Origin of the sequence: Streptomyces sp. NPDC025273, from assembly GCF_040638585.1 — a bacterium.
Taxonomy (GTDB): domain Bacteria; phylum Actinomycetota; class Actinomycetes; order Streptomycetales; family Streptomycetaceae; genus Streptomyces; species Streptomyces cinereorectus.
This window is the reverse complement of sequence record NZ_JBEZYP010000023.1, coordinates 24,597-41,504: the sequence shown is the minus strand read 5'-3', so window position 1 is coordinate 41,504 and position 16,908 is coordinate 24,597. Positions and strand designations below refer to the sequence as shown.

The following is a 16,908-nucleotide window of genomic DNA, read 5'->3' as shown; positions in this document are numbered from 1 at the left end:
TGCCCGGGATCTTTCGTGTGGGAGTACGGGGCTGGTGGGGACGCCGGTCGGTCCGGGTCACGGACGACGCAGCGCGTCGGCCGCCGCGGTCGCGGCGGGGCCGGCCGCCAGCTCGGTCTCCAGCAGCTGCTTGCCGAGCAGCTCCGGGTCCGGGAGCTCCATCGGGTATTCACCGTCGAAGCAGGCGCGGCACAGGTTCGGCTTGTCGATCGTCGTCGCCTCGATCATCGCGTCGAGCGAGATGTACGAGAGCGAGTCGGCACCCATGGAGGTGGCGATCTCGTCGACGGTCATGCCGTTGGCGATCAGCTCGGCACGGGTCGCGAAGTCGATGCCGAAGAAGCAGGGCCACTTCACCGGCGGGGACGAGATCCGGATGTGGATCTCGGCGGCGCCGGCCTCGCGGAGCATCCGGACCAGCGCACGCTGGGTGTTGCCGCGGACGATCGAGTCGTCGACGACCACCAGGCGCTTGCCCTTGATGACTTCCTTGAGCGGATTCAGCTTGAGGCGGATGCCCAGCTGGCGAATGGTCTGGGACGGCTGGATGAAGGTCCGGCCGACGTACGCGTTCTTGACCAGCCCGGCACCGAAGGGAATCCCGCTCGCCTCGGCGTAGCCGATGGCCGCGGGGGTGCCCGATTCCGGCGTCGCTATGACCAGATCGGCCTCGACGGGAGCCTCGGCGGCCAGTTTCCGGCCCATCTCCACTCGGGAGAGGTAGACGTTCCGCCCGGCGATGTCGGTGTCGGGGCGGGCCAGGTAGACGTACTCGAAGACACAGCCCTTGGGCTTCGCTTCTGCGAAGCGAGAGGTGCGCAGGCCGTTCTCGTCGATGGCGACGAGCTCGCCCGGCTCGATCTCACGGACGAAGCTGGCACCGCAGATGTCGAGGGCAGCGGACTCGGAGGCCACCACCCAGCCGCGCTCCAGCCGGCCGAGGACCAGCGGGCGGATGCCCTGCGGGTCCCGGGCGGCGTAGAGGGTGTGCTCGTCCATGAAGACGAGCGAGAAGGCGCCCTTGACCTCGGGGAGCACCTTTGCGGCGGCCTCCTCAATGGTGAGCGGCTTGTCGTCCGCGTCCCGCTGGCCGGCGAGCAGCGCGGTCACCAGATCGGTGTCGTTGGTCGCTGCGACCTGGGTGGCACGGCCGTCCCTGCGGGGAAGGTCGGCCACCATCTCGGCGAGCTGGGCCGTATTGACCAGGTTGCCGTTGTGACCCAGGGCGATCGAGCCGTGCGCGGTGGCACGGAATGTCGGCTGCGCGTTCTCCCACACCGAGGCACCGGTGGTGGAGTAGCGGGCATGACCGACCGCGATGTGGCCCTGGAGCGATCCCAGAGACGTTTCGTCGAAGACTTGCGAGACCAGGCCCATGTCCTTGAAGACCAGGATCTGGGACCCGTTGCTCACTGCGATGCCCGCGGACTCCTGTCCACGGTGCTGCAGGGCATACAGTCCGAAATAGGTGAGCTTGGCGACCTCTTCGCCCGGAGCCCAGACACCGAAGACGCCGCAAGCGTCCTGGGGGCCTTTCTCTCCGGGGAGCAGGTCGTGGTTGAGTCGTCCATCACCACGAGGCACGGTACCGAGTGTAGGCGAGATCGACCACCGGTCCGAATTGGGGAGCCGTCCCGGAGGGGCCGCCGGAGCGCTGCGGACGTGCACGGGAGCGGTCCCGCGGGGGCCGGGAAGACCGCATCGCACGATCACGCGGAGTGATCACGACCGGGCGGGCGGACGGTGCCGACAGGCCTTCGAAGCGGTTCCTGCCCGGATCCGCGCCTGGTTACCGCCTGATTCCGGCCAGCGGCCGCAACCGGTACCGGCACACTCGGTCATGGTGCTCGGTGAACCGCCGGGGGTGTGGGGGCAACCGGTGACCGAACGCTCGTTTCGTGTCGAGCCTCACACCGGGAGACCGGCGACAGACCGGCCGTGGAACGGCTCGGGGCTCCGGAACGGGACTCGCAGCGGGCATCCGCCCCGGGTACCCGGAATCCGTTCACACGGCTCCCAAGGGCTCGGAGGGCCCGCCCGGGTGCCGCCAGCCGCTGGACGGCACCGGTCTCGTCGGCCACCCGCCGCGGGCGCCAGGGAGCCGTCCGGACGCGGGTCTCCTCCCGTCTCCGACGGCTCCCTGGCGCCCGACGCCCGCGCAGACGGTCACTTCTCGACCGCCGGGGCCGCCGCACCGAGTCCCTTGCCGCTCTCCGCGGTGAGGGACAGGGTGCGGTGTTTGATCCTGTACGTCGTCTTCCCCTTGAGAACGGCGAGCATCGCGCGCTCCAGCTCCATCTCGGGGCCCGGGCACATCTTCCGCGTCGAGGCGAGCGGACCGAAGCTGATCGTGGAGCCGGAGACCGCCGCCTTGCCGTGGAAGGAGTTGCAGCCGAGGCTGCCCTCCACGGAGCCGTCCTTGCCGAGGGTCAGGTGCGCCTTGTTCTCCGTGCCGGCCGGCAGGGAGGAAGCGGTGCGGCCGGAGACCAGCCCGGTGACCTTCCAGACGGTGCCGGTGAGCGGGGCGGGTGGCTGGGAGGTGAGGGCGAGGGTGTCGCCCCCGGCCGTGGTCAGGGTCAGGGTCCTGTTGTCGCCCGTGCCCACGACGGTGGCCTCGAGTTCTCCGCTGAAGGTGCGGCCCATCGCCTCCTCGAACCGCTGGACGTCCTCCTCGCAGGCCATTTCGGTGGTGGTGTCCGGCCCGACGGTGACCTTCCCGCCGTCGACGCGGACGTCCGCGGTGAAGCGGTTGCAGCCGAGACTGCCACTCGCCCTTCCCGCGGAGTCGATCTCGACATGGGCGTCGGCCGGGGCGACGGTCTTCTTCCCGCCGACGGTCAGGGAGGACACGCTCCAGTGGACACCGCTGAGGGGGAGGTCCGTCCGCACGGTGTCGCTGCCGTCTCCGGATCCCGGTCCGGAGCCCGGCTCCGTACCGCAGGCGGCGAGGGTGAGGAGGGCCAGGACGCTGACAGCCATACGTTGTTTGTACATGGCCATGGGACGGATCGACCGGTGGATCCGGTTCCCCTCAGCCCGTCAACGGGAGCAGCGGGGCGAGATCGGCCCGCTCGCCACTGGCGCTGACCTTGGCGTCCTCGAGTGCGCGTGCCCACTCGGTACGGCCCGTCGCCAGCCGGATCCAGGTGAGCGGATCCGTCTCCACGACGTTGGGCGGGGTGCCCCGGGTGTGCTTGGGGCCGCCGATGCACTGCACGACGGCGAAGGGCGGGATGCGCACCTCGACGGATCCGCCGGGAGCCCGGTCGGCGAGTGCGTCGGCGAGCAGCCGGGTGCACGCGGCGAGCGCCTGACGGTCGTACGGGATGTCGAGACCGGTCGCCCGGTGGAGATCGTCGGTGTGGACGACGAGCTCGACGGTCCGGGTCACCAGGAAGTCGCCCAGCCGCATGGTCCCCGCCCGGGCGGTCACCAGCCGGTCCGCGGTGTCGACGGGCACCAGCTCGGCGAACCGGGCGGCGGTCTCCTCGTACAGCGCGTCGAGGTCGGGCCGCTCGCCGGCCGGCGCCCGGGTGTCGTCCGCGATCCGCCCGGCGGTGGAGAACGGCCATTCCAGCAGCGTGAGCTGCGGCTTCGGGCCGCCCGCCGGTTCCGGGAGCTCCAGACCGCGGCTGACGGGCTCGAGCGCCGTGGTGAGGTGCGCCGCCAGGTCACGGACCGTCCAGCCGCCCGGCCCGGCCGGGCTCGCGAGCTGTTCGGGCGTCAGGGTGCGGACCGCTTCCCGCACATGGCCGAACTGGGCGAGGACCGCGGTCCGGGTCCTGGCGACGTCGTACGCGCGGGGGCGCTTCTTGGCCGGTGGCATGGGGCGAGACTAACCGCCGGGCCGGACAGTGCCCTCGCGTGCCACCGGGCTCGACCGACCGTCCGTCCCGGGGAGGACGACACCGGTGCAGCCACGGCGTCCCGTCGCGTCGTCGACGTAGGCCCGGAACAGCGCGTGCAGCTGGTCCGGGATCATTCGCTCGTACGGATAGGACAGCCACATCACGTGTACGGCGGGCCGGCCCTCGCAGACGGAGGACGCCCACCAGACCCCGCCGGAGGCACGGCCCGCGGTGCCCGGGGTGAGCTCGGCTTCCTCGGTGACGTCGTCGCTCCGGAGCCCTTTCGCCCCGTCACCGACGAAGGTCTCGGTCTTGACCCACCAAGGGGCCGACCGCAGCGCGTCCCTCAGGTCCTCCGGGATGTCCTCGGGATCCGCGTAGTCCGGGTACAGCCCTCGGGTCTTCTCCCCGACCGCCAGGACGCAGCTGTCGTGGGCACTCTCCTTCCCCGCCGGAGCGGCGAGTGCCCGGTCGGGAAGCGGTCCGGGCCTCTTCTCGGCGGCGAAACGCCGGTACCAGGCGCAGGTGCCGCCGGCCGTGGTCACGGGGCCGAGTGTGCGCTTCGGCTCGGCCAGCGTGGAAGGGACATCCGGGAGGCGGGCCGAGCACCCCGTCCGTCCGGCGGCCCGGTCCGCTGCCTGCCGTGCCAGCCCGGCGAGCGAGCGGCGGTCCTGGGGCGTGACGGGCTCGTACCGGACGACGGCGGTCGCCTCGACCGAGGAGACCGCGCCGCCGTCCTCGCAGAGAGCCCGGGCCGTCACCGAGTACGCGTCGTAGTCGCCCAGCCTGCCGTCGCCGAGCGGGTGCGGAAGGGCATGGCGCGCCACGGCCGTGGCGTCTCCCGCGTCGCCCCGGTCCGGGATGCGGGAGAACGGCCGGCGGGCCTCCTGGTCGATCTCGACCTCGCGCTCGTCGCCCCCCGGATCCTTCGGGTGCACGACGAGGGCCAGCGAGAAGTGCCCGTACGTCGTACCCGGATCGCCCACCCGGTGGACGAGACAGCCGCTGGACCGCAGCCCGGTGTCGGCCCGGTGCTCGTCGTCGGGCTCGGCCCGGTCGGTCCCGCCGCCGTTGAGCCCGAGCACGGGGTCGGGGTCGATGAGGCCCGCACACGCCTCGGTGATGCGCTCGCGGCTCTCGGCCCGGTCGCGGATGTCGATGAACTGCAGCACGAAGGCCCAGGCGCTCAGGCCCAGCCCGGCCACGGCGACCACGCAGAACAGTGTGTTCAGGGCGTTGCGCCAGGGCCCGCGGACGGATTCCTCGGGTGGTCGCGCACCGCGCTGATCGTCCATCGTCATCCCCCGGGCCGCACCACACGTGACGATCGCCAAGCTACCAGCGGGTACTGACAGTCCCGTCGGTGACGAACGCCTCGCCGCTCGCCGGGACGCCGAGGCCCCGCCAGGTGAAGGGAACCCCCCGGGCCGTATCGAAGTCCGGGTGGTCCATCAGCTGGAAGTGGAGGTGCGGCTCCGTGGAGTTGCCCGAGTTCCCGCACCGGGCGAGCTGCTGCCCGGCCCGGACGGTCTCCCCCGCCTTCACCTGGAGCGAGCCGTGCCGCAGGTGCGCGTACGCGGCGTACGTACCGTCGCCGAGGTCGAGCACGAGGTGGTTGCCGACGATCCGGTGCGCGCCCGCCATGTCGCGGACGAACGCCTCGATCAGCAGCAGGTACGCCAGCGCCGGACCGGAGTTCCGGCTGAGGTGGTCGCGCTGCCGGTCGCTCGCGCGCACGACGGTGCCGTCCGCCACCGCGAGGAGCGGGGCTCCGAAGGCCGGGAAGTCGCGGCCGGGACGGGCGAGGGGCCACAGCCACCGGAACGGCGGACGACTTCCCTCCGCCTCCGGTTCGGCGACGATGTCGATCGCGTACGACTGCCCGTAGGCGTGCGTGCCGTGGCTCGGCACCTTGTCGGCCGGGCTGTTGAGCGCGGTCCAGCGCCCCGCCACCGGCGGCCCGACCTCCACCGGCGGCCGGGCCCGCGTCAGGTCCGGACGGCCGGCGCGGCTCAGCGCGAGGCCGATGACGACAGCCACCGCCGCGGGCGCGAACACCAGCACGAAGGGATCCGGCGGCCCCGTGAAGGTGGTGACCGGCACCAGAGCGACGAAGACGATCCAGCAGCAGCGGTACAGGATCATGGCGGCTTTGCGTACGGACATGACGTCCCTCCTCGCGTCGGTGCTCAGGGCCGGGCGGCCGTGAGCACCACCAGCAGCGGCACGACCCGGGGACCGGGCACCTCGTAGCGCCCGCGGCCCGTCGTGTGCAGCCAGCCCGCGCCGGTCAGCAGGCGCAGATGGTGGTAGATCTGACCGGTCGTGCCCGTCTCGTCCAGCCCGGCCAGCTCGGCAGCGGTACGCCGGCCCGCGAGGATCTCGCGGAGCAGCCGCAGCCGCACCGGATGACCGAGCGCGGCCAGCGGTTCGGCGGCTTCCACCCAGTCGGAGCGGTCCTCGTCGGAACCCAGGAGCCCTGCGGTGAGCGCGCCGTACTGCCATTCGTAGCGCTCGCCGGCGGGCAGCCGCACCGCGCCCGTGAACAGCACCCCGCCGTCGGCCGCGGCGTCCCCGACCTGTTCGAGCTGGTCCTTGAGCCCGTCCAGCGCCCAGAAGTCCCCGACACCCAGACTCGGCGGCCCGCCGTCCGCCGCCCGCTCCAGCACCGCCAGCCGGCGTTCCAGCTCGGCGACGCGTTCCTCAAGCTTCACAGAACACAACCTTACGTAATTACGTAACATTTATCAACAGGTTTCCGGGAGACGCCGAAGCCCCCGTCCGGTCGACCCGGACGGGGGCTTCGGCACAGGCAGAACCTAGGCGAACAGACCCTCCAAGGTCCCCTCGTGAGCCGTACGCAGCTCGCTCAGCGGGATGCTGAACTCGCCCTGGACCTCGATCTCCTCGCCGTCCACGACACCGATGCGGGCCACGGGCAGACCCCGCGCACCGCACATGTCGTTGAAGCGCAGCTCCTCGCTGCGCGGAATCGAGACGACCGCGCGCCCCGCCGACTCGGAGAACAGGAAGGTGAACGCGTCCAGCCCGTCCGGCACGACCAGCCGGGCACCCTTCCCGCCGCGCAGACAGGACTCGGTGACCGCCTGGATCAGACCGCCGTCGGAGAGGTCGTGCGCCGCGTCGATCATGCCGTCGCGGGAGGCCGCGATCAGGACCTCGCCGAGCAGCTTCTCGCGGCCCAGGTCGACCTTGGGCGGCATGCCGCCGAGGTGCTGGTGGACGACCTCGGACCAGGCCGAGCCGCCGAACTCCTCGTGCGTGTCGCCCAGCAGGTAGAGGAGCTGGCCCTCCGCGGCGAAGGCGACCGGCGTGCGCCGGGTGACGTCGTCGATCACACCGAGGACGGCCACGACCGGCGTCGGGTGGATCGCCGTCTCACCGGTCTGGTTGTACAGCGACACGTTGCCACCGGTGACCGGGGTGCCGAGTTCCAGGCAGCCGTCCGCGAGACCGCGGGTGGCCTCCGCGAACTGCCACATGACGTCCGGGTCCTCGGGGGAGCCGAAGTTCAGGCAGTCCGAGATGGCGAGCGGCTTGGCACCGGACGCGGCGACGTTGCGGTACGACTCCGCCAGAGCGAGCTGTGCGCCCGTGTAGGGATCGAGCTTCGCGTACCGGCCGTTGCCGTCGGTCGCCATGGCCACGCCCAGGTTCGACTCCTCGTCGATCCGGACCATGCCGGCGTCCTCGGGCATCGCGAGCACGGTGTTGCCCTGCACGAAGCGGTCGTACTGGTCGGTGATCCAGGACTTGGAGGCCTGGTTCGGGGAGCCGACCAGCTTGAGGACCTGCTCGCGCAGCTCCGCGCCGTTCGCCGGACGGGCCAGCTTGCCGGCGTCGTCCGCCTGCAGCGCGTCCTGCCAGGAGGGGCGGGCGAACGGCCGGTGGTACGTCGGGCCCTCGTGGGCCACGGACCGCGGCGGTACGTCCACGATCTGCTCGCCGTGCCAGAAGATCTCCAGCTGCGAGCCCTCGGTCACCTCACCGATGACGGTGGCGATGACATCCCACTTCTCGCAGATCTCCATGAAGCGGTCCACGTGCTGCGGCTCGACGATGGCGCACATGCGCTCCTGCGACTCGCTCATGAGGATTTCCTCGGGCGAGAGGGAGGAGTCGCGCAGCGGCACGGTGTCCAGCTCGACGCGCATACCGCCGGAGCCCGCGGAGGCCAGCTCGCTCGTGGCGCAGGAGAGCCCGGCGCCGCCGAGGTCCTGGATGCCCGCGACGAGCTTCTCCTTGAAGATCTCCAGGGTGCACTCGATGAGGAGCTTCTCCTGGAACGGGTCGCCGACCTGGACGGCGGGGCGCTTGGTGGGCTTGGTGTCGTCGAAGGTCTCCGAAGCCAGCACGGAGACGCCGCCGATGCCGTCGCCGCCGGTGCGGGCGCCGTACAGGATCACCTTGTTGCCGGGGCCGGAGGCCTGGGCCAGGTGGATGTCCTCGTGCTTCATCACGCCGATGCAGCCGGCGTTGACGAGAGGGTTGCCCTGGTAGCAGGCGTCGAAGACGACCTCGCCACCGATGTTCGGCAGGCCCAGACAGTTCCCGTAACCGCCGATGCCCGCGACGATGCCCGGCAGGACCCGCCGGGTGTCGGGGTGGTCGGCCGCACCGAAGCGCAGCGGGTCGACGACCGCGATCGGGCGGGCGCCCATCGCCAGGATGTCACGGACGATGCCGCCGACGCCGGTGGCCGCGCCCTGGTAGGGCTCGATGTACGAGGGGTGGTTGTGCGACTCGACCTTGAAGGTGACCGCGTACCCCTGGCCGACGTCGACCACGCCGGCGTTCTCGCCGATGCCGACGAGCATCGCGTCGTTCTCGGGGACCTTCTCGCCGAACTGCTTGAGGTGGACCTTGCTGCTCTTGTAGGAGCAGTGCTCGGACCACATCACGGAGTACATGGCGAGCTCGGCACCGGTGGGACGGCGGCCCAGGATCTCGCGGATCCGGGCGTACTCGTCCTCCTTGAGGCCGAGGTCCTTCCAGGGCTGCCCGGCGTCCGGGGTTTCGGCCGCGTGCTTGACCGTGTCCAGGCTCATGCGTTGACCAGCTTCTTGATGATCGAGGTGAAGAAACCGAGACCGTCGGTGCGACCGGTGCCGATCAGCGGCTCGACGGCGTGCTCCGGGTGCGGCATCAGACCGACGACGTTGCCCGCGGCGTTGGTGATGCCCGCGATGTCGCGGAGCGAGCCGTTCGGGTTCACGTCGGCGTAGCGGAACGCGACGCGGCCCTCGGCCTCCAGCTCGTCGAGCGTGCGCTCGTCGGCGGTGTACCGGCCGTCCACGTTCTTCAGCGGTACGGAGATTTCCTGGCCCGCCGTGTAGTCCGAGGTCCAGGCCGTCTCCGCGTTCTCCACCCGCAGCTTCTGGTCGCGGCAGATGAAGTGGAGGTGGTTGTTGCGCAGCATCGCGCCGGGCAGCAGGTGCGCCTCGGTCAGGATCTGGAAGCCGTTGCAGATACCGAGGACCGGCATGCCGGCCTTCGCCTGCTCGATGACGGTCTCCATCACCGGCGAGAAACGCGAGATGGCGCCGGCCCGCAGATAGTCGCCGTAACTGAAACCGCCCGCCAGGACGACCGCGTCGACCTGGTGGAGGCCGGTGTCGCGGTGCCACAGCGGTACGGGTTCGGCACCCGCGATCCGGACGGCCCGCAGGCTGTCGCGGTCATCGAGCGTGCCGGGGAAAGTGACGACTCCGATACGAGCGGTCACTTCGGCTCCTCGGCCTTCTCGTCCGCCTCGATCTTGACGGTGAAGTCCTCGATGACGGTGTTGGCGAGGAAGGTCTCGGCCATCTCGTTGATACGGGCGAGGGCCGCGGCGTCTACCGGCCCCTCGACCTCGAGCTCGAAACGCTTTCCCTGACGTACGTCCGCGATTCCGTCGAAGCCGAGACGGGGCAGTGCGCGCTGCACAGCCTGTCCCTGCGGGTCGAGGATCTCCGGCTTGAGCATGACGTCGACTACGACGCGTGCCACGGGCACTCCCGGTGGTGTGGTGCGGCTGTGTCTCCGAGGGGTTCCCCAGATCCCCGCGGGTCCACTCAGCCTACCTGGCCAGAAATTCTACGCGGGTAGATATCGGGCAAGCGGGATCACGGTGAGATATCGACCGCGACAACATGCGGGGAAAATCCTGGAAAAAATCTTCACCCGGATTGCACGCGGACACGCGGAGTTAATTGCCCGGGCTTCACAATGCGGCTCCCCCCGCTGTACAAATGATTACCGGGGAAAGCACCATTGCCCCCGGAACAGTCGACACCAGTCGATCCGTATCCGCCTAGCAGCCGGAAGGCCGTCATCGACGCATGTCAGACGCGACGATGCCGTAGGAAAGGACCGATATCCGTGGCTCAGCGCACAGTGGTTTCACTCTCCGACGACATCGACGGGGGAGAAGCGGCGGAAACGGTCACCTTCGCCCTGGACGGGAAGTCGTACGAGATCGACCTCAATCCCACCAACGCAAAGAAACTGCGCAAGACCCTGGCCCCGTACGTGGCGGCGGGCCGAAAGCAGACAAACGCCGGCAAGCACGGCAGGACTCCGGTGTCGTACCACCACACGTCACTCGCTCCCGATCCGGCGGCCGTGCGCGCCTGGGCCCGCTCGCACCGGATGGAGGTGCCGGCCCGGGGCCGGATCCCCAAGAAGGTCTACGAGGCGTTCCAGGCCGCCAGTTGAGAGCCGGCCGGGAGCCACGTCCGGAATGATCCATTCCGTTACGACCTCCGGCGCCCGGCGGAAGGACACCTCGGGGAGCCGACTTGCACAACACCCCTGCAGGTCGGCTAGAGTCTGGAGCACGCCGAAGGGCAAGGCCGAAAGGCCGGGGCCGAAGCAGCGTGCGGGTGTAGTTCAGTAGTAGAACATCCCCCTTCCAGGGGGAAGGCGCAGTGTGCAATTCCTGTCACCCGCTCTACACTGCCTTACCGGACCACTTCGTGGATCGGGTAGAGTAGTGAACGCTCCACCGGTGAAAGCCGAGTGGCAGCAATGCGGACGTAGCTCAGTTGGTAGAGCGCAACCTTGCCAAGGTTGAGGTCGCCAGTTCGAACCTGGTCGTCCGCTCGTGTTCAAAGGCCCTGGTCGATATCGACCAGGGCCTTTGTCGTATCCGTTATGGACTCATGACGTTGGTCATGAGCAGCGATAACAGGCGGCTGCCCGCGTGCAGTCGGCGCTCGGCCGGGTCGTGCGGGAGGCCCCCCATGTGCTGCGGCACGGCAATCCCCGGCTGTGCGTGATTCGCCTCCGTACGGCGGAGGGAGAGGTCCGGCTGGCCGTCGAGAACGACGGGGCGTCGCCGGACGCGGCCGGCGCCTCGGGGCTGAACGGGCTGACCGCGCCGAACAGCCCGCTGGAGGGCGGGACCGACGGGTGACGGCCTGTTCCGTCCGGCGGCGACGCTGCCGCTGCCCGTGTCGCACCGTGAACCCGCACCGGCCCTGCTAGAGAAGCGTTGACATCCGCACCGCCGCCCGTCCGCGTCCTGCCGGCCGAGGACGAACACCTGATCCGGGGCGCCCTGGCCGCCCGCCTCGCGCCGGAGGACGACATCGTCCTGGTCGCCGGGGCGGCGACCGGCCCCGAGGCGCTCATGATGGCGCCGGCGCACCGGCCCGATGGCGCTGTCCTGGACCTGGAGATGCCGGGAGCGGACGGTGTGAAGGTCGCCACATCGCTGCGCACCGGACTGCCCGGCTGCCGGACCATGATCGTGACGAGCCACGGCAGGCCGGGCCATCCGAAACGGGCTCTCGCGGCGGGTGTCCGGGCGTTCGCACCGAAGACGGTCAGCGCGCGCAGTTGGCCGAGATCATCCGTAGCGTGCACGCGGGAAACCGCTGTGCGGACCCCGAGTTGGCGGCCGACGCCATTCCCGCGGGCGCCGCGCCACTGACCTCTCGGGAGGCCGAGGTGCCGGCGCCGGCCACGGGCAGGGCACCGGTCGCGGAGATCGCGGAGCGGGCGTCGCCGTCGCAGGGCACCGTGCGCGACTACCTGTCGGCGGCGGTCTCCGAACTCGGGGCGGAGAACCGTCACGCGGCAGTGCGTCTCGCCCACGAGCGAGGTTGGGTATAGTGGGCAGCGCGCTGCGGCGCATGCGAACGTAGCTCAGCTGGTAGAGCGCAACCTTGCCAAGGTTGAGGTCGCGAGTTCGAACCTCGTCGTTCGCTCCATGCAAGAAGGCCCCGGTCCTCGTGACCGGGGCCTTCTTCCGTTATGCCTGCCGTCCGGCCGGCCAGCCGGTGCCGGTCAGAAGCTCGTACGCGTCCAGGTACTTGGCCCGGGTCGCGTCGACGATCTCCTGCGGCAGCGCCGGGGGCGGCTGCTCGCTGTGGCGGTCCCAGCCGGATGCGGGCGAGGTCAGCCAGTCGCGTACGAACTGCTTGTCGTACGAGGGCTGCGGCTTGCCCGGCTCCCACGTCGCCGCGGGCCAGAAGCGCGAGGAGTCCGGGGTCAGCACCTCGTCCGCGATGATCAGCTCCTCGCCGCCGTCCGCGGTGGGCGCGAAGCCGAACTCGAACTTCGTGTCGGCCAGGATGATCCCGCGCCCACGGGCGATGTCCCGGGCACGGCCGTAGACGTCCAGCGTCGTCCGGCGCAGCAGGGACGCCGTCTCGGGTCCCACCTCGCGGGCGACCTCCTCGTACGACACGTTCTCGTCGTGATCGCCGACCGCGGCCTTCGTGGCCGGGGTGAAGATCGGCCCCGGGAGCTCCGAGCCGTCGACGAGGCCCTCGGGAAGACCGAGACCGCAGACCGTGCGGGTCGCGTTGTACTCGGTCAGCCCGGAACCGGTCAGATAGCCGCGCGCCACGCACTCGACCTGGACCATGCGCAGCGAACGGCAGATCAGGGTGCGGCCGGCCCAGTCGGCGGGCGCCCCGGCCGGGAGCTCCGTCGAGAGCACGTGGTTGGGGACCAGATCGGCGAGCTGGTCGAACCACCACAGCGACATCTGGGTGAGCACCCTGCCCTTGTCCGGGATCTCGGTCGGCAGGACCCAGTCGTACGCGGAGATACGGTCGCTGGCGACCATCACGAGGTCGCCCGCCTCGTTCCTGTACAGGTCGCGCACCTTGCCGGTGTGCAGATGGGTGAGCCCCGGCACCCGCACGGGCTCGGGCTTTTCTACGAAACCGGACACGCTGCCTCCGCGTAGGTTGATCCAGGAGTCGGTCCGATTGTCCCGCATGCGAAGGTGCGGCGCCGACAGGGGTCGCCTCAGCACCGCCGCTCGGTCGCGCTGCTCAGTCGCGCTTGCAGATCCGGTCGAGCAGATTGGCCGTGGCCCGCTGGATCCGGGCGTCGACATGGCCGGGGCGGTCCAGGGCCGGGGACCAGGCGAAGGTGCCCGAGGCGAAGACGAGCGCGCCGGACGGGGCGCGGTAGAGCGAGGTCTCCTGGTGCCGGGTGGTGCCGTCGCCGTCCCGGTAGGGCGAGTGCGCGAGCAGTATGCGGTTCTCGTGCTCGGGCAGCGTCGTCCGCGGGAAGTAGCGGTCGGCCTCGCCGGCGACCAGCCCGTCGAGCTCGTCGCCCTCCCCCGCTCCGGTGGCCTCCCAGAGCCAGTGTCCGGCGTTCCGTACGACCAGCGGATGCGGTTCGGGGACCCGGCCCGCGTACTGGATGCCGAGCAGTTGCTGCTCGGCGCGGTCGACCTCGCGCCACAGCGCGGACCTGCCCGGGCCGCTGCGCTTGCGGCAGGTGAGGAGGCGGTCGGGAACCCCGGAGGGGGAGGGGGACAGGCCGACCTGCCAGTACATGGTGTTCGCGGAGAGGAAGACGAGGGAGGTGCCGGTGTCGCGGGCGAGCTCCGTGGTCCGGCGCATGGGCACCGACCAGTACTCGTCGTGGCCGGGGAAGACCAGGCCCCGGTAGCGGCCGGGGTCCACACGGCCCGCGTGGAGATCGCGGGCGTCGGCGTACGCGAGGTCGTAGCCGTAGCGCTCGGCCCAGCGGATGAAGTCGTAGGCGTGGCCGACGTGGAGGGGCAGGCCAGCGCCCGCGTAGGGACGGTCGAAGGAGAGGGTGGAGGCGGCGTCCTCCTCGCCCAGCAGCCGGCCCTGCTCGTCCCATGCGTGGTAGAGGCTGGCGCCGGTGCGGCCGTCCTCCGGATAGAGGTTGTACGCCTGCCACGTGATGTCGGGGAGCAGGAGAAGCAGGTCCGCCGGATGGTCGTCGCGGACCGTGAAGGGGATGTGCGAGCGGTACCCGTCTGCGGTGGTGAGAACGGCGACGTACGCGCCGACCGACCAGTAGCTGGGGATCTGCAGGCGCCAGGAGAGCCACCAGTGGTGGCAGGAGACGGTCCGCTCGGCGAGGAGCGGCGTCGGCTGGACGATGCCGGAGAGGCGCGGGCTCGTGGTGATCTTGGCGGCGCCGTCGCCCGCGTAATGCCCGATGCGGTAGACGTCGACGGAGAACTGCTGGGGCGGGTCCACGGTGATGTGGAAGTCGATCGCCTCGCCGGGAGCCGCCGCACCGGGTGACACGAAGCCCTTGATCTGCCGGTGCACGTCGTCGGCCGTACGGGTGCCGCCGCCCGCCCCGCCGCGGCCCAGACCGGGATCGGCGTACCAGGGGACGATCTGGCCGGTGTCGTCGAAGTAGTTCTCGCTGCCCCGCAGCCAGGGCAGCGGGCCCTGCCCGAAGGGGTCGCTCACGGCATGCGCGAGGGCACCCGATTCCCATCGCCTGATCTGGTCCGCCCCCATACCGCTCCCCTCCCACGCCCCCGGACAACGCTGCCGCGCCGGAGGCCGGCGCCAGGCCCCAGCACATCACATCACGCATGCGCTCCGTCACCGTTCGTCGCGAATTGGCGTGAACGGAAGTCATTCTTCCGGCTAAAGGCGGCGTACGGCGGACATCTCAGGGTTCGGATGGACGCACGGCCGTTCAGACCAGACGTACGGGTTTGTCCGCCCGGACGCCGACGGAGGAGAGCCAGGACCGCAGCGGTTCCGCGTCGCCGTCCTCGACGAGGCTGAGAACGGGACCGCCCAGGTCCGATCTGCGCCCGCCGCCGACCAGCAGCGCGGGGCCGTCGAGCCAGTCGAGACCGGGGACCGCTCCCGCCGTGTCCACGGCCGCGCAGCAGACCATCGCCACGACGTGGTCGGCGAGCAGCTCCGTGCCCGTACGGGGTGGCTGGAGCGGAAAGAGCGGGAGCGGGACGGGCCCCCAGACGTCGAGGGCGTCGGCGGCGACCGCTGCGCCGCTCCTGACGCCCTCGCCGCCCTTGTCTTCCGCGCTGCCCTTGGCGTCCTTGGTGCCCTTGGCGTCCGTGCGGAGCTGTGGGGCCGCCCCCGCCGCGTCACGGGCCACTGCGGCGCCGATTCCGGCCGCGAGCTCCTCGCTGTTGCCGCCAGGGGTGGTGAGGTGGTCGATGACGCGGGCCAGCGTGGGCACCGCGGGGCCGTCGGCCGCCGGTGCGCCCGGACGGGTCGCTCCCACGGACACGCCGGTGGCCACGCCCATGGTGTCGAGCACGCGGTGGAGACGGGCGGCCTCGGTGCGCCACTTCCGGTCGACGACCTCCTCCGGATACTGCTGCCAGTCGACCGGGGACCAGCCGGGGCCGGTCTCCGCCGGGCCGCCGTGGAAGAGCCGCGCGGCCAGCAGCGAGGCCGCCTCGTCGGCCGCGCCCGGCTCCTCCAGGAGATCGCAGGCGGGCCGCTCCCCCAGCCGGGAGGCGAAGCCCTCGGCCAGCCGGTCGCGCCGGGAGAGCTCCGTGAGGGCGGAGACGACGCCCGCGTCGAGCCGGGAGGGCCAGCGGCCCATCCGCCAGGCGGGCAGGGCGACCCTGGTCAGCAGCCGGTCCCAGCCCGCGTACGCGAGGCCGACCTGTTCCTGGGCGACGATCCGCAGTCCGTAGTCCACTCCTTGGGCGCGCGCCGAGGCCGCTGCGGCGACGCAGCGCTCCATCTCGGCCGCGTGACCGCGACAACCGCGCAGCAGGAGCCTGGCGACCGACCCCGCGAAGGCCGACGGAAAGCGGCGCAGGATCCCCTGGCCCTGCGCGGAGGCATCGGCGACCACGGCGTCGAGGCCGCGTACGAAGCGGCGGGCGGCGGCTATGTCCGGGTGCGCGGACGGCCCCGTGCCCGCGACGACCGGGGCGAGCACGGCCCGCAGCTCGGCGACCCGCATCCACCACAGGAAGGGCGAGCCGATGACCAGCACGGGCGCGGCCGTCACCCGCCGTCCGCGCCTGCCGCCCGTCAGCCCCTTGGCCAGGCCGGTCGCCTTCGGCTGGGCCGCGGGATGCGTACGGTCCTCCAGCCAGCTGTCGCAGTCCGGGGTCAGCGCTATGGCCGACGGCGCCGGGACGTCGAGCCGGTCGGCCAGCTCCCGGACCAGCCGGTAGAGATCGGGGGCCGCCTCCTCGGTGAGGGGAACCGTCGGGCTGACCGCGGGCCGCGCCCGCGCCACCGCGACGGTGACCGTCGCGGCGAGCAGCAGCACCACGACCGCGCAGACCGTCACCGCCCAGCGCACCGTGTCCCACGCGCCGCCGCCGAGCCGGCCCTGTGCCTCCGCGACCAGCAGCACGACGGCTGCGGCGGCGGGCAGGACGGCCACGGCCCTGGCCCTGCTGCGGACGCGCAGCAGGGCCAGGGCACGGGCACGCGCCGACAGCGCACCCAGCTCCTCAACCGAACCGGTAGCGGACACGGCCGGACGTCACCCCCTCTGCCCCCGCGACGGTGTTGGTCACTCCCCCACTGTGGCACCAGCCACCGACATCGCAATGCCGGTGGGCCAAGTGCCGGAACGCCTGCGCCGCACCCTAGTTGGGACCTCGGCGGAGGTCATCCGGATGGCCGAGTCGTCACCCGATGGAATGGCTTTGGGCAAAGCTGCTGACGCGCCGGTCCCGAGGGGTTCCGTCGTACGGACGGCGCCGGTTCATCCAGCCCGGACCGGTGCCCGTCCGGGCATCTCGGAGGCCTGGGACAGCGCCGTGCCCGGCACCTCGGAGGGAGGTGCCGGGCACGGATACGGCGGAGCACGA

Annotated in this window: 14 protein-coding genes, 3 tRNA genes and 1 pseudogene; 6 read left to right on the top strand and 12 right to left on the bottom strand. The window is 71.2% G+C overall.

Annotation, left to right across the window (positions count from 1 at the left end; translation table 11 throughout):
• Positions 1 to 57: 57 nt before the first annotated feature.
• The 9 genes from purF to purS form a co-directional block, all read right to left on the bottom strand.
• Entirely contained in the window at positions 58 to 1,584 is a 1,527-nt protein-coding gene (purF, locus tag AB0F38_RS28180) for an amidophosphoribosyltransferase (RefSeq protein WP_361899141.1), read from the bottom strand.
• A 582-nt stretch (positions 1,585 to 2,166) separates the two neighbouring features.
• Positions 2,167 to 2,979 carry an META domain-containing protein gene (locus AB0F38_RS28175; protein WP_361899138.1) on the bottom strand — a complete coding sequence of 271 codons (813 nt, stop codon included), beginning with the start codon at positions 2,977 to 2,979 and terminating at the stop codon, positions 2,167 to 2,169.
• Between the two features lie 52 nt (positions 2,980 to 3,031).
• Positions 3,032 to 3,826 carry a sterol carrier family protein gene (locus tag AB0F38_RS28170; protein WP_361899135.1) on the bottom strand — a complete coding sequence of 265 codons (795 nt, stop codon included), beginning with the start codon at positions 3,824 to 3,826 and terminating at the stop codon, positions 3,032 to 3,034.
• Between the two features lie 9 nt (positions 3,827 to 3,835).
• A complete protein-coding gene (locus AB0F38_RS28165) occupies positions 3,836 to 5,149 on the bottom strand; it encodes a hypothetical protein (RefSeq protein WP_361899132.1) in 1,314 nt (437 codons plus the stop codon).
• Between the two features lie 34 nt (positions 5,150 to 5,183).
• Positions 5,184 to 6,014: a M23 family metallopeptidase gene (locus AB0F38_RS28160; RefSeq protein ID WP_361899129.1), complete on the bottom strand. Its 831-nt coding sequence runs from the start codon at positions 6,012 to 6,014 to the stop codon at positions 5,184 to 5,186.
• 23 nt (positions 6,015 to 6,037) lie between these two features.
• On the bottom strand, positions 6,038 to 6,562 hold the full coding sequence (locus tag AB0F38_RS28155; protein WP_361899126.1) for an ArsR family transcriptional regulator: 525 nt from the start codon (positions 6,560 to 6,562) through the stop codon (positions 6,038 to 6,040).
• 105 nt (positions 6,563 to 6,667) lie between these two features.
• Positions 6,668 to 8,917, bottom strand: coding sequence for a phosphoribosylformylglycinamidine synthase subunit PurL (gene purL, locus AB0F38_RS28150; RefSeq protein ID WP_361899123.1), 2,250 nt, complete (start codon positions 8,915 to 8,917; stop codon positions 6,668 to 6,670).
• Entirely contained in the window at positions 8,914 to 9,594 is a 681-nt protein-coding gene (purQ, locus tag AB0F38_RS28145) for a phosphoribosylformylglycinamidine synthase subunit PurQ (RefSeq protein ID WP_361899120.1), read from the bottom strand. Before purQ ends, purL begins: the two co-directional genes overlap by 4 nt.
• The gene (purS, locus tag AB0F38_RS28140; protein WP_361899117.1) at positions 9,591 to 9,860 is read right to left on the bottom strand and encodes a phosphoribosylformylglycinamidine synthase subunit PurS; all 270 of its coding nucleotides are present in this window, start codon (positions 9,858 to 9,860) and stop codon (positions 9,591 to 9,593) included. Before purS ends, purQ begins: the two co-directional genes overlap by 4 nt.
• Before the next feature lie 372 nt (positions 9,861 to 10,232).
• Between purS and AB0F38_RS28135 the strand changes: the two genes are divergently transcribed.
• From AB0F38_RS28135 to AB0F38_RS28110, 6 genes and pseudogenes are all read left to right on the top strand, one after another.
• Positions 10,233 to 10,568, top strand: a complete 336-nt coding sequence (locus tag AB0F38_RS28135; protein ID WP_361899114.1) for an Lsr2 family protein — start codon at positions 10,233 to 10,235, stop codon at positions 10,566 to 10,568.
• A 163-nt stretch (positions 10,569 to 10,731) separates the two neighbouring features.
• Positions 10,732 to 10,803 (top strand) — tRNA-Gly (locus AB0F38_RS28130).
• Positions 10,804 to 10,882: 79 nt separating this feature from the next.
• A tRNA-Gly gene (locus tag AB0F38_RS28125) sits at positions 10,883 to 10,955 on the top strand.
• A gap of 100 nt (positions 10,956 to 11,055) precedes the next feature.
• Positions 11,056 to 11,268: a hypothetical protein gene (locus AB0F38_RS28120; protein ID WP_361899111.1), complete on the top strand. Its 213-nt coding sequence runs from the start codon at positions 11,056 to 11,058 to the stop codon at positions 11,266 to 11,268.
• A 78-nt stretch (positions 11,269 to 11,346) separates the two neighbouring features.
• Positions 11,347 to 11,969: pseudogene (locus tag AB0F38_RS28115) on the top strand (response regulator).
• Between the two features lie 22 nt (positions 11,970 to 11,991).
• Positions 11,992 to 12,067, top strand: a tRNA-Gly gene (locus tag AB0F38_RS28110).
• A gap of 41 nt (positions 12,068 to 12,108) precedes the next feature.
• Here the strand turns inward: AB0F38_RS28110 and AB0F38_RS28105 are convergent.
• The 3 genes from AB0F38_RS28105 to AB0F38_RS28095 form a co-directional block, all read right to left on the bottom strand.
• Positions 12,109 to 13,038: a phosphoribosylaminoimidazolesuccinocarboxamide synthase gene (locus AB0F38_RS28105; RefSeq protein ID WP_361899109.1), complete on the bottom strand. Its 930-nt coding sequence runs from the start codon at positions 13,036 to 13,038 to the stop codon at positions 12,109 to 12,111.
• 103 nt (positions 13,039 to 13,141) lie between these two features.
• The gene (locus AB0F38_RS28100) at positions 13,142 to 14,605 is read right to left on the bottom strand and encodes a N,N-dimethylformamidase beta subunit family domain-containing protein (protein WP_361899106.1); all 1,464 of its coding nucleotides are present in this window, start codon (positions 14,603 to 14,605) and stop codon (positions 13,142 to 13,144) included.
• 184 nt (positions 14,606 to 14,789) lie between these two features.
• Positions 14,790 to 16,568 (bottom strand): hypothetical protein, encoded by a 1,779-nt coding sequence (locus tag AB0F38_RS28095; protein ID WP_361899103.1) that lies wholly within the window; start codon positions 16,566 to 16,568, stop codon positions 14,790 to 14,792.
• Positions 16,569 to 16,908 lie beyond the last annotated feature (340 nt).

Excerpts from the sequence above, each read along its gene's own strand:
- AB0F38_RS28175 (WP_361899138.1), bottom strand. The coding sequence starts at position 2,979 with ATGGCTGTCAGCGTCCTGGCCCTCCTCACCCTCGCCGCCTGCGGTACG.
- AB0F38_RS28170 (WP_361899135.1), bottom strand. The coding sequence starts at position 3,826 with ATGCCACCGGCCAAGAAGCGCCCCCGCGCGTACGACGTCGCCAGGACC.
- AB0F38_RS28165 (WP_361899132.1), bottom strand. The coding sequence starts at position 5,149 with ATGACGATGGACGATCAGCGCGGTGCGCGACCACCCGAGGAATCCGTC.
- AB0F38_RS28160 (WP_361899129.1), bottom strand. The coding sequence starts at position 6,014 with ATGTCCGTACGCAAAGCCGCCATGATCCTGTACCGCTGCTGCTGGATC.
- purL (WP_361899123.1), bottom strand. The coding sequence starts at position 8,917 with ATGAGCCTGGACACGGTCAAGCACGCGGCCGAAACCCCGGACGCCGGG.
- AB0F38_RS28100 (WP_361899106.1), bottom strand. The coding sequence starts at position 14,605 with ATGGGGGCGGACCAGATCAGGCGATGGGAATCGGGTGCCCTCGCGCAT.